Origin of the sequence: Nocardia yamanashiensis NBRC 100130, assembly GCF_001613325.1 — a bacterium.
Taxonomy (GTDB): Bacteria; Actinomycetota; Actinomycetes; order Mycobacteriales; family Mycobacteriaceae; genus Nocardia; species Nocardia yamanashiensis.
Window position 1 is genome coordinate 32221 of record NZ_BDCD01000047.1, and the last position, 16004, is coordinate 48224.

Annotated in this window: 9 protein-coding genes; 6 read left to right on the top strand and 3 right to left on the bottom strand. The window is 69.2% G+C overall.

Annotation, left to right across the window (positions count from 1 at the left end):
* Positions 1 to 405 precede the first annotated feature (405 nt).
* The 5 genes from NY1_RS38615 (at position 406) to NY1_RS38635 (ending at position 13798) form a co-directional block, all read left to right on the top strand.
* Positions 406 to 837 (top strand): AMP-binding protein, encoded by a 432-nt coding sequence (locus NY1_RS38615; protein ID WP_067722487.1) that lies wholly within the window; start codon positions 406 to 408, stop codon positions 835 to 837.
* Positions 838 to 910: 73 nt separating this feature from the next.
* Positions 911 to 11200 carry a non-ribosomal peptide synthetase gene (locus NY1_RS38620; protein WP_233434674.1) on the top strand — a complete coding sequence of 3430 codons (10290 nt, stop codon included), beginning with the start codon at positions 911 to 913 and terminating at the stop codon, positions 11198 to 11200.
* Positions 11197 to 12204, top strand: coding sequence for a daunorubicin/doxorubicin resistance ABC transporter ATP-binding protein DrrA (locus NY1_RS38625; RefSeq protein ID WP_067722491.1), 1008 nt, complete (start codon positions 11197 to 11199; stop codon positions 12202 to 12204). The genes NY1_RS38620 and NY1_RS38625 overlap by 4 nt, the downstream gene beginning before the upstream one ends.
* Positions 12201 to 13022 carry an ABC transporter permease gene (locus tag NY1_RS38630; RefSeq protein ID WP_233434675.1) on the top strand — a complete coding sequence of 274 codons (822 nt, stop codon included), beginning with the start codon at positions 12201 to 12203 and terminating at the stop codon, positions 13020 to 13022. Before NY1_RS38625 ends, NY1_RS38630 begins: the two co-directional genes overlap by 4 nt.
* Positions 13019 to 13798 (top strand): ABC transporter permease, encoded by a 780-nt coding sequence (locus tag NY1_RS38635; protein ID WP_067722493.1) that lies wholly within the window; start codon positions 13019 to 13021, stop codon positions 13796 to 13798. Before NY1_RS38630 ends, NY1_RS38635 begins: the two co-directional genes overlap by 4 nt.
* 51 nt (positions 13799 to 13849) lie before the next feature.
* Here NY1_RS38635 and NY1_RS38640 read toward each other — a convergent pair whose 3' ends face one another.
* A complete protein-coding gene (locus tag NY1_RS38640) occupies positions 13850 to 14068 on the bottom strand; it encodes an EF-hand domain-containing protein (protein WP_067722495.1) in 219 nt (72 codons plus the stop codon).
* Positions 14069 to 14258: 190 nt separating this feature from the next.
* Between NY1_RS38640 and NY1_RS38645 the strand changes: the two genes are divergently transcribed.
* Positions 14259 to 15146, top strand: a complete 888-nt coding sequence (locus NY1_RS38645) for an alpha/beta fold hydrolase (RefSeq protein ID WP_067722529.1) — start codon at positions 14259 to 14261, stop codon at positions 15144 to 15146.
* An 11-nt stretch (positions 15147 to 15157) separates the two neighbouring features.
* Here the strand turns inward: NY1_RS38645 and NY1_RS38650 are convergent, their stop codons facing one another.
* Both NY1_RS38650 and NY1_RS38655 read right to left on the bottom strand, forming a co-directional pair.
* Positions 15158 to 15646: a DUF1269 domain-containing protein gene (locus NY1_RS38650; protein WP_067722498.1), complete on the bottom strand. Its 489-nt coding sequence runs from the start codon at positions 15644 to 15646 to the stop codon at positions 15158 to 15160.
* Positions 15647 to 15682: 36 nt separating this feature from the next.
* Entirely contained in the window at positions 15683 to 15994 is a 312-nt protein-coding gene (locus NY1_RS38655; RefSeq protein ID WP_067722501.1) for an SHOCT domain-containing protein, read from the bottom strand.
* Positions 15995 to 16004 lie beyond the last annotated feature (10 nt).

Below are 16004 nucleotides of genomic sequence, written 5' to 3' on the forward strand. Positions count from 1 at the left end.
GGTGACCATGGCCTTGATGCTGGTGGTGGGGCTGGCGGAGGTGGGGGAGCGGAGCCGGGACGAGGCTCGAGTGGCGGATGGGACGTGGTGGGGGCACCGGGGAGTGTGTGTTTTGGGGAGGGGTGACACTGGCGGGTGTTAGCCCGGAGGCGGGTGGGGTCGGCAGGTTTACGGGTGTGTTGCGCCGTGTTTACGGTGGATTGTGCGAACCGGTGGCAATCCCGATGCAGTGATTGCGTAGTCGATTCGAATTCAGCGGCAACGAATTTCGCGGATGTGTTTCCCACCCGCAGTCTCCATCCGCTTTCCGGGGCGTATCCAGTGTCTGCCCGTGCCGCGTCATCCGGCGGTTATCACTGCCTGCACGTGGAGAAATGCGTTCGACCGGTAGGAGGATCGATTTCTATGCGTATGAGCACTTTCGGTGACGAGACGGCGGTCGCGGCGGCGCGGCCGGATGGCGTGGTGGCGGTCGCGGACGGGTTCGCGCTCACGGACGCGGATCTGCAGGCGTGGTCGAATCGGCTGGCGCGCATGCTCTTGCGGATGGGAGCCGGACCGGGCTGTCTCGTCGTACTGGCCGGCGTGCCCGGATTCGAGGCCCTCGCAGTGCGAAAAGCACTGGTCAAGATAGGTGCCACCGCGTGGCGGGTGGGCGCGGGGACGTTCACCCCCGCGGCGGCGCTGGGCGTCACCGTGCATGCTCGGCGCGGTGAGCTCAGCGATGCCGTGCGCTGGCTGGTGCTCGATGACCGCGCGACGTTGCGCGAGTATCTGAGCACCACCGGCGCACCGCTGACGGCGGCCGAAGTGGGCGGTCAGCGGCGCGCGAGCTGAACGCGCCGCCGGAATCGGAAATCCACCATTCGCAGACAGGAATCCCATGCTCGGATCCGCCGTGGGTGAAACCATGCCTTCCACCGACGCTTTCGAACTCTCCGCCGCCCAGCGCGGCATCTGGTTCGCGCAGCAGGTGGCCGGGGACACCCCGATTTCCATTGCGCAATACGTCGAATTCTCCGGCGACGTCGATATCGCGGTGCTGGCCCGCGCGGTCCGGCAAGCGGGAAGCGAATTCGGCACCGGCGGGCTGCGATTGGTCGAGACCGGCGGCGTCCCCTGCCAGGTGGTGGATCCGGGGCTCGATATCGACGTCGAACTGGTGGATCTGGGCGGCCGGCCCGATGCCGATGCCGCCGCCCGCGCCTGGATGCGCGCGGAATACGCCGCACCGCTGGACCTGTACGCCGACCGGCTGATCAGGGTGGTGCTGCTGCGCTTGGACGAGGAATCCTGGTTCCTGTATTCGCGGATGCACCACATCGTCATCGATGGCGCCGGCGCCATGACCATGATGCAGCGCACCAGCGAAATCTACGATGCGATCAGTTCCGGTCAGGAAATCCCGGTCGCCCGGGCCGCCGCCCTGCGGGAAATCGTGGACGACGATCTCGCCTATCGCGATTCCAGCCGCATGCGATCGGACCGGGAGTACTGGCACGACCACCTCGCCGGGCTCGCCGAACCGGTGACCCTGGCCGGCCGCACCGGCGGGGTGGCCGCGCAACCCGCGCTCGTCTCCGGTGAAATACCTGCTGCCACAGCGGAATTGCTGGAGCGGATGGCGGCGGCGGAATCGAGCAGTATCGCGCCCATCGTGGTCGCCGCGTTCGCCGCCTACCTGGGCGCCATGACCGATGCCCGGGAGGAGACGCTGGGCCTGCCGGTCTCGGGCCGCACCACGGCGGCGCTGCGCCGCTCGGGCGGCATGGTCGCCAATGTGGTGCCGCTGCGCCTGGGCCGCGATCCGCGCATGACGGTCGGTGAGCTCATTGCCGCCACCCAGCGCGAACTGACCGGTGCGTTGCGCCGGCAGCGGTATCGCCAGGAGGACATCTTCCGGGACCTCGGGCACACCATGGATATCGCCACGTCGTTCGGCCCGACGGTGAACCTGATGATGTTCGACAACCGGATTCACCTCGGCCCGGTGATCGGCCGCCTGCACGTGCTCATCTCCGGGCTGATCGACGACCTGTTCGTGAACGTGTATCCGGGCATCGGCGGGCAGAGCACGCACCTGGATCTGCAGGCGAATCCGAACCTGTACAGCGAAGCCGAGCTGAACGCACATCACGAGCGATTCCTGGCGTTCCTGGATCGGTTCCTGCGCGCGGGCGCGGCGGGCGCGCTGTCGCGGATACCGGTCACGACAGCCGAGGAACGTGAGGGCCTGGCGCCCGCACGGGGCGCGGCTGCCGTATTGCCGTCCACCCTGCCCGAAATCCTCACGGCGGGAGTGCAATCGGATCCGGCGGCGACCGCGCTCGTCTCCGGCACCGAGTCCCTGACCTACGCCGAGCTGGATGCCAGGTCGAATCGCCTGGCCCGGGTATTGCTGCGGCGCGGCATCGGCCGGGAACGGTTCGTGGTGCTCGCGATGACTCGCTCGATCGAATCGCAGGTCGCGTTATGGGCGGTCGCCAAGACCGGTGCGGCTTTCCTTCCGGTGGACCCGGACCATCCGCTCGATCGCCTCGAACACGTCCTGTCGGATTCCCGTCCCGCGCTCGGAATCACGCTGCGCGACACCGCGGCTCGCTTGCCCGGCCTCGTCGACTGGCTCCTGCTCGATGACCCCGGAACCCTCCGCGACGTCGGCGAGATGCCCGCGACGCCGATCTCCGCCCGCGAGCGCGGCGGCCCGATCCTGCCCGCCCAGATCGCCTATCTGATCTACACCTCCGGCTCCACCGGCAAACCCAAGGCCGTGCTGCTGAATCACCACGGCCTGGCGAATTTCCTTGCCGAGCACCGGGAAACGATGCGCCTGGACCGCCACGCGCGCGTCCTGCACGTCGCCTCGCCCGGCTTCGACGCCTCGGTCCTGGAGTCCCTCTTCGCTTTCGGCTGCGGCGCGACCCTGGTCATCGCCCCGCCGGATGCCTACAGCGGCACGGAACTGGAGACCGTCCTGCGCGATCAACGGGTGACGCACGCGCTGATCACCCCGTCGGTGCTGGCCACTATGCGCCCGCACGACCTGCCGCAGCTGCGTAGTCTCGCGGTGGGCGGCGAGGCGGTGAGCGCGGATCTGGTCGCGCAATGGTCACCCGGCCGGCGCCTGGTCAACCTGTACGGCCCCACCGAAATCACCATTGTCGCAGCCCGATTCCCCGATCTCGGGCCGGATCGGCCCATCGCTTTGGGGCGGCCGGTCCGCGGTTTCGAGGCCCTCGTGCTGGACAGCTGGCTGCAACCGGTCCCGCCGGGCGTCACCGGCGAGCTCTATCTGGCGGGCCCGGCCCTGGCGCGCGGCTATCTGCGCCGGTTCGGCTTGACCGCCGGCCGCTTCGTCGCCAACCCGTACGGCGCTCCGGGTGAACGCATGTACCGCACCGGTGATCTCGTCCGCTGGACCGGCGACGCGGAACCGCTGCTGGAGTATCGGGGCCGGTCCGATTTCCAGGTGAAGATCCGTGGTCAGCGCATCGAACTCGGCGAGATCGATGCCGTGCTCGCCGCCGCGCCCGGAGTGGAGTACGCCGTCACCCTCGGCGTGCGCACCCCCGCCGGCCAGCCCGCCCTCGCCTCCTACGTGGTGCCCGGCGACACCGGGCCTGCTCCTGAAATCGGTTATCTACGTGCCTATCTGGCGCAGCAGCTGCCCGCCTACATGGTGCCCGCCGCGATCGTCATGGTCGATGAGGTGCCCCTGACCCCGGTGGGCAAGCTGGACCGCAAGGCACTGCCCGACCCCGTCTTCGCCGACGAGACGACCGAATACCGCGCCCCGGGCAGCCCGGTGGAACGCACCCTGGTCGAACTGTTCACCGAACTCCTCGGCCGGGAGCGGGTGGGCGTGGACGACTCCTTCTTCGCGATCGGCGGCGACAGCATCATCGCCCTCCAGCTGGTGTCGCGCGCCCGCGCGGCCGGACTGTCCTTCACCGCGCGCGATGTCTTCGACCACAAGACCGTGGCCGGATTGGCCGCCGTGGCGACCACCACGGCACCCGAATCCGTAAGCGCCCCGGTCGAACCGTTCGCGCTGGTCCCGGAGTCGGAGGCCGATCTGGAGCGCTGGCGACGGGATTACCCGAACCTGACCGATGTGTGGCCGCTGTCGCCGCTGCAGCAGGGCATGTACTTCCACACCCAGTTCGATCCGGTCGTCGTCGACCGCTACCTGATCCAAACCCGGGCCGCGCTGGCCGGTTCCGTCGATGCCGCCCGGCTGCGCACCGCCGCCCAGGCGGTGATCGACCGGCACGACAGCCTGCGCGTCGCCTTCGTCGATACCCCGGACGGACCGCGGCAGATCGTCTTCGAGCACGCCGAAGTAGCTTGGCGCGAAGTGGATCTCGCCGACCTGCCGGATCGAGACCGTGACGCCGAGTTGCACCGGCTGGCCGGCGAGGACGCTCGCACCCGTTTCGATCTGACCCGCCCGCCCCTGCTGCGCCTGACGCTCATCCACACCACCGCCGACACCTGGACGCTGCTCATCACCAGCCACCACCTCGTCCTCGACGGCTGGTCCATGCCGCTGCTGATCCGCGAACTCCTCACCGGATACCTCACCGGCCCAACGGAACCGGCAGAAGCGCCGCACTCCTACGCCGAATTCCTCGCGTGGCTGGCGGCGAACGACGGCACCGGAATCGACACCTGGACAGAGGTTTTGAACGGTGTGGACGCCGCCACCCTGGTGCTGCCCGCGCCACCCGAACCGGGCCCGATCGGCGCAGGCAGCGTCTCGACGGAGCTGCCCGCGGCTGTGACCGCCCAGCTGGAGTCGGCGGTGCGCAAGGCCGGAGCCACGGTCAATACCGCGCTGCAATTGGCCTGGTCGCTGCTGCTGTCGATGCAGACCGGCCGCACCGATGTGGTGTTCGGCGCAACGGTTTCCGGTCGCCCGCCGCAACTGCCCGGCGTCGAGGGAATGATCGGCTTGTTCATCAATACCCTGCCCGTGCGAGTCACGCTGGACCCCGCCGAACCCGTCACCGAGGTGCTCGCCCGCATGCGGGCCGAACAGGTGCGGCTGCTCGATTGTCAGCACATCGGGCTCGCCGAGATCCATCGCGCGGTCGGCATGCCGGAGCTGTTCGACACCATCACCGTCTACGAATCGGTGCCGATCGATCGGGAACGCCTCAACGGCGCACTCGACCGCGCCGGAATGCGGGTGCTGGAGGTCTCGGATATCGAGACAGCGCCATATCCGTTGAGCCTCAAGGTGGTTCCGGAGCCCGGCGCGGACGGCCACAACCGGTTGCGGATCGGCATCAACTACTGGACTTCACGCCTGGACGACGAACGCGCCGGGACGCTGCTGGAGCGTTTCGTGCGCCTGCTCACCGGGATCGCCACCGAGCCCGGCCGGACCGTCGGGCATCTGTCCGGGGTCGTCGAACCGGAAGCGGATCTGACGCCACTGCGCGGCGGCGCGGCCGCAGTCCCGCGCACATTGCACGAAATCTTCACCGCCGGAGCGGCATTGAACTCCGACGCGGTCGCGATCGTCTCCGGCACGCACACCATGACCTACCGCGAATTGCGGGCGGAATCCGATCGCATCGCCCGGCTCCTGACCGCCGCCGGTGCGGGCCCGGAAACCTTGGTCGCACTGCTGCTCCCGCGTTCACCGGAACTGATCGTCGCCGTCTGGGCGGTGGCCGCGGCCGGTGCGGCGTTCCTGCCGATCGATCCGGGGCAGCCCGCCGACCGCATCGCACTGGTGCTCGCGGATTCCGGTGCCACGCTGGGACTTACGGAATCCGCTCAGCGCGCTGCGCTGCCCGGCGGGGTGCACTGGCTCGAGCTCGACGATCCCAGCCTGGCGGCCCCCGCCGGAATCGAACTCGCGCGGCCCCGGCCGGACCAAGCCGCCTGGATGATCTACACCTCCGGCTCGACCGGCACCCCGAAGGGCGTCCTCATCTCCCAGCGCGGCATCGCCGATCTGGTTGCCTCCCAGCAGGAGTCATTCGGGGTCGACCGGCATTCGAGGGTATTGCAGGTCGCCTCGCCCAGCTTCGACTCCTTCGTCTCCGAGCAGACCCTGGCCTTCGCGGGCGGGTCCACGGCGGTCGTCGCGCCCTCCGACGTCTACAGCGGTGATCAACTGGCCGAACTCTTGCGCACCCAGCACGTCACGCACGCCATCATCACCCCGTCCGTGGTCGCCACCATGAAACCGCAGGACCTGCCGGAGTTGCGATTCCTCGCCGTCGCCGGCGAAGCGGTGAGCGCCGACCTGGTGGCGCAATGGGCGCCGGGCCGGCGCTTGGTCAACCTCTACGGACCTACCGAAACCACCATCTGGGCCACCGGTCCCGCCGAACTCGTTGCGGGACAACCGGTCACGCTCGGTCAGCCGATCCGCGGCATGGCGGCGATGGTGCTCGACTCCTGGCTGCGCCCCGTGCCGCCGGGTGTCACCGGCGAACTGTATCTCGCCGGTCCGGCCCTGGCGCGCGGCTATTCCGGGCGACCGGGCCGGACCGCGGACCGGTTCACCGCGAACCCGTTCGGCGCGCCCGGTGAACGCATGTACCGCACCGGCGACCTGGTGCGCTGGACCTCGGAAGCGCACCCCCGGATCGAATACCAGGGCCGCACCGACTTCCAGGTGAAGATCCGCGGGCAGCGCATCGAACTCGGCGAGATCGACGCGACCCTCATCGACGCTCCCGGCGTGGAATTCGCGGTCACCCTCGGTGTACGCGGCCCGGCCGGCACACCCGCACTGGCCGCCTACGTCGTCCCCGCCCCCGGCTGCGCACCCACGGACCACGAGCTGCGAACCTATCTCGGCGAGCGCCTGCCGGCGGTCATGGTTCCGTCGGCCTTCGTCATGGTCGACGCCATCCCCTTGACCCCGGTCGGCAAACTGGACCGCAAAGCGCTGCCCCACCCCGTGTTCACCGACGGTGCGACCGTATTCCGGGAACCGGGCACTCCGGTGGAGCAGACACTCGCGGCGCTTTTCGCGGAACTGCTGGGCCGCGAGCGCATCGGCATCGACGATTCGTTCTTCGCGCTCGGCGGCGACAGCATCATCGCCCTGCAACTGGTATCCCGGGCGCGCACCGCCGGATTGGCGTTCACCGCGCGCGACGTGTTCGATCACAAGACGATCGCGGGACTGGCGGCCGTCACCGAGGCGGCGGCGCATCCCGCGGCCGGGCCGATCGCGCCCTTCAGCCTCGTCCCGGTGCCGGAGCTCGACCTGGAGCTGTGGCGGCTGGACTATCCGGGCCTGATCGACGTGTGGCCGCTGTCGCCGCTGCAACAGGGCATGTACTTCCACACCCGATTCGACCCGGACACCGTCGACCACTATCTGCTCCAGACCAAGGCCGAACTGCGGGGCTCCATCGATGCCGCCCGATTGCGCGCCGCCGCACAGGGATTGGTGGACCGGCACGATATTCTGCGTGCGGGCTTCATCGAGACCGAGACCGGTCCGCGTCAGGTGGTCGTGGAATCCGCCGATATCGGCTGGCGGGAAATCGATCTCACCGCACACACCGAACAGGACCGACGGCGTGAATTGGCGCGGATGCTCGAGGAAGACGCCCACGCCCGGTTCGACCTCACACAACCGCCGCTTCTGCGGCTGACCTTGATCCACACCACCCCCGTGACCTGGACGGTCATCGTCACCAGCCACCACCTCGTCCTCGACGGCTGGTCCATGCCCTTGCTCATCCGCGAACTGCTCACCGGATACCTCACCGGCACAGCCGATTCCGAGGCTCAGCGGCCCGCGCATTCCTACGCGGAGTTCCTGTCCTGGCTCGGCGACACCGGCGATTCCGCGCTCGCGGCCTGGACCGACGCCTTGCGCGGTATCGACGCGCCGACACTTGTTCTCCCTGCGGCCGAACCGGTTTCGCCCACCCCGGGCACGCTGTCGACAGAGCTGCCCGCTGAACTCACGGCCGCGCTGAACCGGGTGGCCGGAAACGCCGGCGCGACCGTGAACACCGCTTTGCAACTGGCCTGGTCGCTACTGCTGTCCACCCTGACCGGCCGCACCGACGTCGTGTTCGGGGCGACCGTCTCCGGACGTCCCCCGCAGCTGCCCGGGGTGGAGGAGATGATCGGCCTGTTCATCAATACCCTGCCGGTGCGGGTCACCCTCGATCCCGGCGAACGGATCTCGGATCTGCTGGCGCGCATGGTCTCCGAGCAGGCGCGACTGCTGGACCACCAGCACATCGGCCTGGCCGATATCCATCGCGCGGTGGATATGCCCGCACTGTTCGACACCATCACCGTCTACGAATCGGTGCCCGTCGACCGTGCCGGACTCGACACGGCCCTGGCCCGGGCGGGTATGGGGCTGATCGATATCGCCGACACCGAATCCGCGCCGTACCCGTTGATTCTCAAGGTGACCCCGCTCCCGGGCGGCGACGGCGACACCCTGCGGATCACCGTCAACCACTGGACCGAACAGCTCCATGCCGAGGCCGCCGGGACGTTGCTGGAGCGATTCGTACGGCTGCTCACCGCCATCGCCACCCACCCGGAGCACAGCCTCGCGCAACTGCCGGCCGCGACCGAATCCGAGCGCCAGCACCTCACACCCAGGCGCGGCGCCGGCTCCGCCGTACCGCTCACTCTGCACGAAATCCTCACCACCGGAGCGGGATTCGACCCGGAATCGACCGCCATCGTGGCCGGTGACCGGTCCATGACCTACGCCGAACTCGATGCCTGGTCCAACCGCTACGCCCGCATCCTGCTCCGGCACGGGGTCGGCCGGGAAGTGTTCGTGGTGCTGGCGCTGACCCGCTCACTGGAATCTCTGGTCGCCCTGTGGGCGGTCGCCAAGACCGGCGCCGCGTTCCTGCCGGTCGACCCGAACCATCCCATCGACCGGATCGAACACGTCCTCACCGATTCGCGCGCGCCGATCGGAATCACGGTGCGCGAGATCGGCGATCAACTGCCGGACACCGTCGACTGGCTGGTGCTCGACGAACTGCGCACGCTCCGGCACGCCATGACCGTGCCGGACGGACCGGTGACCGACGCCGAACGCGGCGGGCCCATCACCCTGGAGCAGATCGCGTACCTGATCTACACCTCCGGCTCCACCGGCAAACCCAAGGCGGTGCTGCTCGAGCATCACGGCCTGGCGAATTTCGTCGCCGAGCAGATCTGCGCCATGCGCCTGGACCGGCACGCACGGGTCCTGCACGTGGCCTCACCCGGATTCGACGCCTCCATCCTGGAAATGCTGTACGCCTTCGGTTCCGGCGCGACGCTCGCCGTCGCGCCACCGGACGCCTACAGCGGCGCCGATCTCACCGCGGTACTGCGCGACCAGCGGGTGACGCACGCGTTCGTCACCCCGTCCGTACTGGCCACCCTGCAACCCGGCGACCTGCCCGAGGTGCGGCACCTGGCGGTCGGCGGAGAGCCGATCGGCGCGGATCTGGTGGCCCAGTGGGCGCCCGGACGGCATATGGTCAACCTCTACGGACCCACCGAAACCACCATCGTCGCAACCCGATCCGGCGAACTGGCGGCGGATGCGCCGGTCACGCTCGGCGGGCCGGTGCAGGGCAGCGACCTGCTCGTGCTGGACGCCTGGCTGCGGCCGGTTCCCGCGGGCGTGGTCGGCGAGCTGTACGTGACCGGGCCGTCGCTGGCACGCGGCTACTTCAACCGGTTCGGGCTGACGGCCGGGCGGTTCGTCGCGAATCCGTATGGGGCGCCGGGGGAGCGGATGTATCGCACCGGCGATCTGGTGCGGTGGACCGGCGATGCGGAACCGCAGCTGGAATATCAGGGGCGCGCCGACTTCCAGGTCAAGATTCGCGGGCAGCGCATCGAACTGGGCGAGATCGACGCGGTGCTCGCCGCCGCGCCCGGGGTCGAATTCGCGGTCACGCTCGGCGTGCACACCCCCGCCGGGCAGCCCGCGCTGGCCGCCTACGTGGTGCCGTCGGCGGCCGGGCCGACGCCGCGGATCGGGGAATTGCGTGCGTATCTGGCCGAATGGCTGCCCGCCGTCATGGTGCCCGCCGCCTTCGTCATCGTCGATGCCATCCCCTTGACCCCGGTCGGCAAACTGGACCGCAAGGCGCTGCCCGATCCCGTGTTCACCGATGACACCGTCGCCTATCGGGCGCCCGCCACGCCGGCGGAGAAGGAGCTCGCTGACCTGTTCGCCGAACTGCTCGGCCGGGATCGGATCGGCGTCGACGATTCGTTCTTCGCGCTCGGCGGCGACAGCATCATCGCCCTGCAACTGGTGTCCCGGGCGCGCGGGCGAGGGATCGCATTGACGCCCGCGCAGGTGTTCCGGCATCGCACCGTGGCCGCGCTGGCGGCATCGGCCGAGACCGGGTCCGGGGGTACCGAATCCTCGGCACTGGGCTTGGACGTGCTGCTGCCCATTCGCGGCGGCGGTACGGAACCGGCCTTGTTCTGCGTGCACCCGGCATCCGGAATCGCCTGGCCCTTCCTCGGATTCGCCGAATTGCTGCGCCCGGGACGGCCGATCTACGGGCTGCAGGCGCCCGAGCTGTCGGGGGAGGAGCCGATCGCGACCATCGCCGGATTCGCCGAGCGCTACGCCCGCGAGATCCGGGCCGCGCAACCGGACGGCCCCTACCATCTGCTCGGGTGGTCGTTCGGCGGCATCATCGCCCACGCCATCGCGGCAGTGCTGCGGGCCGACGGAGCCGAAGTCGGCGTGCTGGCGATGATGGACGCCGACGCCTCCAACGGGGCGCACGCCGATGCCGCGGCGACCGAAGAGCTCGCGGTCGGAGCGCTGCTCAACGAATTCGGAGGGCTGTTCGGACTTTCCGGCATCCCCGCGGATATCGGCGCCGAGGCCGCGGCCGGGCTGATCCGTGATCGGCTCGGGGCGGAATCGCCGGTGACCGCGGAACTGCTGGAACGGCTCACCGGGTCCTACAACGCGGCCATCCGGCTCATGGGCGGGTATCGAAGACCCCGGTTCGACGGCGACATCGTGTTCTTCCGTGCCACGCAAGGGGTTTCGCGGATCGCCGAACCGGAGGCCTGGCGGCCGCATGTCGGCGGGGAGATCACCGTGTACGACATCGACGCCGAACACAGTCGTATGACCGCGCCGGCCGCACTGTCCCGGATCGCGCGGCTGCTCGACCCGCACCTGACCACGCGACCGGGCGCGGGCGCATGACGGGCGCTACGGGCGGCACCGGCGGGGTGATCGTCGAGGGCATCGAGAAGGCGTTCGGTGGCGTATCCGCCTTGCGCGGCATCGATTTCGTGGCGGAACCGGGGGAGATCCTCGGCTTGCTCGGACCCAACGGGGCGGGCAAGACCACCACCGTCGACATCCTCTCCACGCTGCTCGCACCCGACGGCGGCCGGGCGGCGGTGGCCGGGCACGATGTGGTGCGCGAGGCCGCCGCGGTCCGCCGGTCCATCATGCTGACCGGACAGTTCGCGGCGCTCGACGGCATGTTGTCCGGGTACGAGAACCTCGTCTTGTTCGGCCGCCTCCAGGGGTTGAGCAAACGGGACGCCCGGGCGCGCGCGGACGAACTCCTCGAGACCGTCGAACTCACCGAGGTGGGGGCGCGGCGCGTCGGCACGTATTCCGGGGGCATGCGGCGGCGCATCGATATCGCCTGCGGTCTGGTCGTGCGCCCGGAGGTGGTGTTCCTGGACGAACCCACCACGGGGCTGGATCCGCGCAGCCGGCAAGGGGTTTGGGAGCTGGTGCGGACCTTCCGCGACGACGGCATCACCACGCTGCTCACCACCCAGTACCTGGAAGAAGCCGACGCGCTGTGCGATCGCATCGTGGTGATCGATCACGGTGCGGTCGTCGCCGAAGGCACCGCCGACGAGCTCAAGGCGCGCACCGGATCCAGCTATTGCGAGATCGTCCCGCTGCACGCGCAGGAGCTCGAGATCATGCAGGCGGTGCTGGAACAGATTGCGCCACAGCGGCATTCCGCATCCTGCACCGAGACCGACCGGCTGACCGTGCCAGCACCGGACGGCGCGAAAACGGTTGCCGAGGTACTGCGCCTGCTCGACGGCGCGGGCATCGAACTGGCCGATATCGCGCTGCGGCGGCCATCGCTGGACGATGTATTCCTCTCGCTCACAGCCAGTCCCGGCAAACATGCCGCCCCCGAGCCTGGCGCCGCACGTAAGAAGGTGCATCCGTGACCGCCGTGATCCGCTTCGATTCGGTGCGCGCCACACCCGTCGCGGTACAGCAGTGGTGGGCGCTGAGCGGGCGGCTCGTCGTACCTGCCGTGCGCTCCGGTGAAGTACTGACCTCGGTGATCGCCCCGGCCGTGTTCACCGCCGGGTTCTACATCCCGCTGAACATCGTGATGTCCTTCGCCGGAACGGGTTACAGCAGCTACGCGCAATTCATGATGCCGCTGGTGATCCTGCAGGCGAGCGCCTTCACCGCCATCTCGGCCGCCATGCGCGCCGCCACCGACGCGGTTTCGGGACTGGACCGCCGCTTCCACACCATGCCGATCGGGGCGCTGGTGCCGGTGGCCGCCCGCATGTCCGGATCCTTCCTGCGCTTGTGCATCGCCCTGGCCGCGGCCCTGGTCTGCGGGCACGTGATCGGCTTCCGGTTCCGGCTCGATGCCGCGCACACGCTCGGCTTCGTGGTGTTCGCGCTGTGCATCGGCATGGTGTTCACCCTCGCCGCCGATGTCGTCGGCACGGCATCGCGGAGTCCGGAATCGATCACCCAGATCCTCGGGCTGCCGCCGCTGATCCTCGGGCTGCTCTCCACCGGCCTGGCGCCCGCGAGCCAATTCCCGGAGTGGATCCAGCCTTTCGTGCGCAATCAGCCGGTCTCCCAGTTCGCCGCCGTACTGCGCGCACTGGCCGGTGACAGTGGCGGCGGCGCACCCGTCCTCACCCTCGGACTGATCACGCCCGCCCTGCTCTGGATCGCGGCGATCGCCCTGCTCTGCCTGCCCCTGGCCTGGCGGCTGAACATCCGGAGCGCCGCATGACAATGCTGTTGCGCGACACCATGATCCAGACCCAGCGGCTCCTGCTGCGCTGGACCCGCCACCCGGTCACCCTGCTGGAAACCCTGGTCATCCCGTGCCTGCTGCTGTTCGTCCTCAACACCGTGATCGGCTCCCAGGTCAGCCGATTCTCCGGGCACAGCGCCCTCTACGGCTCGGTCCCCATGGTCGCCGTGATCGGCGCGCTCTCCGGTGCTGTGGCGAGCGGCGCCATGCTGTGGCGTGAACGCGAAGCCGGTCTGCTCGCCAGATTCTGGATCCTGCCCGTGCACCGCGCCTCGGGCCCGGCCGCCCGCGTACTGGCCGAAGGCGCCCGAATCCTGCTGGGCACCTTGATGATCGTGGCCTTCGGTTACCTGCTCGGCTTCCGCTTCCAGCAGGGCGTGCTGCCCGCCCTCGCCTTCGTGCTCATCCCCGTCCTGCTCGGCCTCGGCTTCGCCACCGTGGTCACCGCCATCGCCGCCCTCGCGCCCAAAGCCACACTGGTGGAAAGCATGACGATCCTGACCTCGCTGCTGATGTTCTTCAGCACCGGCTTCGTCCCGCTCAATGCCTACCCGCGCTGGATCCGCCCCGTCGTCGAACACCAGCCGATCTCGGTCACCATCGAAGCCATGCGCGCACTGTCCGAAGGCGGCCCCCTCGCCCGGCCGCTCACCCTCAGCTTCGCCTGGTCGCTGACGGCCCTGTGTCTCTTCGCAGTCCCGGCCGTCCTCGGCTACCGCCGCGCCAGCCGCTCCCATCCCGCCCCGGCCTGAGCCGGCGCGCGGCTCGCACTGGCACGCCGGCTGTGCCCCTGGTAGCGCCGATCAGCTGACCAGGGTCAGGAACTCCTCGAGGCTGATCCGCTGATCCCCGTCCAGGTCGGCCTTCGCCAGAATCGACAGCGCGGCCTGCTTGGCGGCCTCGGACGAGAAGCCGTACGCCTGCACCGCCTGCGTGTACTCCTCGACGGTCAGATACCCGTCCCCGTTGACGTCGACCTTCTCGAAAACCGCCTTGGCTTCCGCCACCGTGAACCCGCCCATACCCACTCCTCCATCATGTTTCGCACCGTATACAGCCCCAGGAGTATCGCAGAGACGCCGAGACGGCAGCGGCCGGATCCGCGCGGTCGGCCACACCACCGGTTTAGTGTGACTGGAGGTAGCAGAAACTGATCGGGTGTGACACGCTGAAGCCGTATTGCTGCGACCAATGAAGGTGCGGGTGTCGACGATGACCGATGTATCCGATCGTGAGCCGGACGGCGTGTGGAGCGATCCGGGCCGGATCGCCGTGTTCCGGCGGGGTGAGCTGGTCTTTCCGGTGCAGGATACCGGGCCGCTCGACGGGGAACCGGTACTGCTGCTGCACGGCTGGCCGCAGGACTCGCGGAGCTGGGCCGAGGTCGCGGAGCTGTTGAATCAGGCCGGATACCGGACGTTCGCGCCGGACCTGCGCGGGGCGAGCAAAACGGCGGCGCCGCGGCGGCGGTGGGCGTACCGGCTCGACGAGGTCGCCGCCGACGTGGTGTCGATGGTCGAGCAGATCGGGCGGCCGGTGCACGTGGCCGGGCACGACTGGGGCGCGGCGGCGGCCTGGGCGGCGGCCACCACCGGTCATGGCGGAATAGCCTCGCTGACAGCGCTTTCGGTGCCGCACCCGGGAGCGTTCGTACGGTCGATGCTCACCACCCGGCAGGGCCTGGCGTCGTGGTACATGTACGTCTTCCAGCTGCCGGTGCTACCGGAGAGAATCTTGCGGACCGAGCTGTTCCTGCGGCTGCTGCGACAGACCGGGCAGCCCGCGGAAGTGGCGCGACGGGACTCGGATCGCCTGCGGGACAAGGTGATCGCGCGCGGCGGCTTGAACTGGTATCGGGGCATGCTGCTGTCCTCGCCACGATTCCTGCGCGGGCGCGTACGGGTGCCGGTGCTGCAGGTGTGGAGCGACGGCGACACTGCGGTCCTCGAGCACGGCCCCCGCCGCTCGGGCCGATACGTCGACGCGCCGTTCCGGTTCGAAGTGGTTCCCGGCGTATCGCATTGGCTGCCCGACGAAGCGCCCGGCCAGGTGGTGAAACTCCTGACCGGGCACTTCGCGGCGATCGACGGGGACAGCTGAACGAAAGCCGTTCACTCGGCGAAGGCCGCGCGCAGCTTCGCCTCCTGCTCGGCCGAGAGATTGCTCGCGATCAGCTGCCCGTGCTGCCCGGCCACCCGGTCGTGCACGCGGTCGGCGACGGCGCCCGAGGTGAGGGCGAACAGCGCCGAAGTGCCCGGCGTGACTTCCTTTTTCACCCGGTCGATGAAGTCGTCGTCGATGCCGACATCGGTGAGCGCCCCGCCGATGGCCCCGCCGAGCGCGCCGAAAGCGGCGCCCAGCAGCGGCACGAAGAACAGCAGCCCGAACAGCATCCCCCAGAAAGCGCCGTTCAGCGCGCCGAAGCCGGTGACATTGTTGAGCTGGCGGGTCTTCGGTTTCTTCGCGCCCGCCGGCCAGGTCACCAGGGCCGCATCGTGGACGGTGATGAGTTCCTCGGACTGGAGTTCCTTCAGGGTGTGCAGTGCGGTCTCGGCTCCGGTTTCGGAGGGGAACTTCCAAACGGTCAGGGTGCCTGCCATATTCGTGATTCCTTTCGACGGGATTATCGAGACGGGTCAGCCGAGCAACTGGGCCTTGGCCGCGGCGAACTCGGCATCGGTGAGCGCGCCCGAGGCGTGCAGCTTGCCGAGCTGTTCGAGGCGGGACACCAGATCCTCGGCCGGGGGAGCGGGCGGCGAGATCGGTTGCGGCGGCGGGGAATAGACGGCCTGCTGCTGTTCGGCGTACGCCTGCTGCTCGGCGGCGCGCTGCTCGGAGCGGCGGTTCACGGCGTTCGCGGTGGCGCTGGCGGTACCCGCGACCACGGCGGTACGGGCCACGGTGCCGATCAGGCCGGGGCGGCCGAAACGGGCTCTGCGAAGAATCATGTGCGGCAAC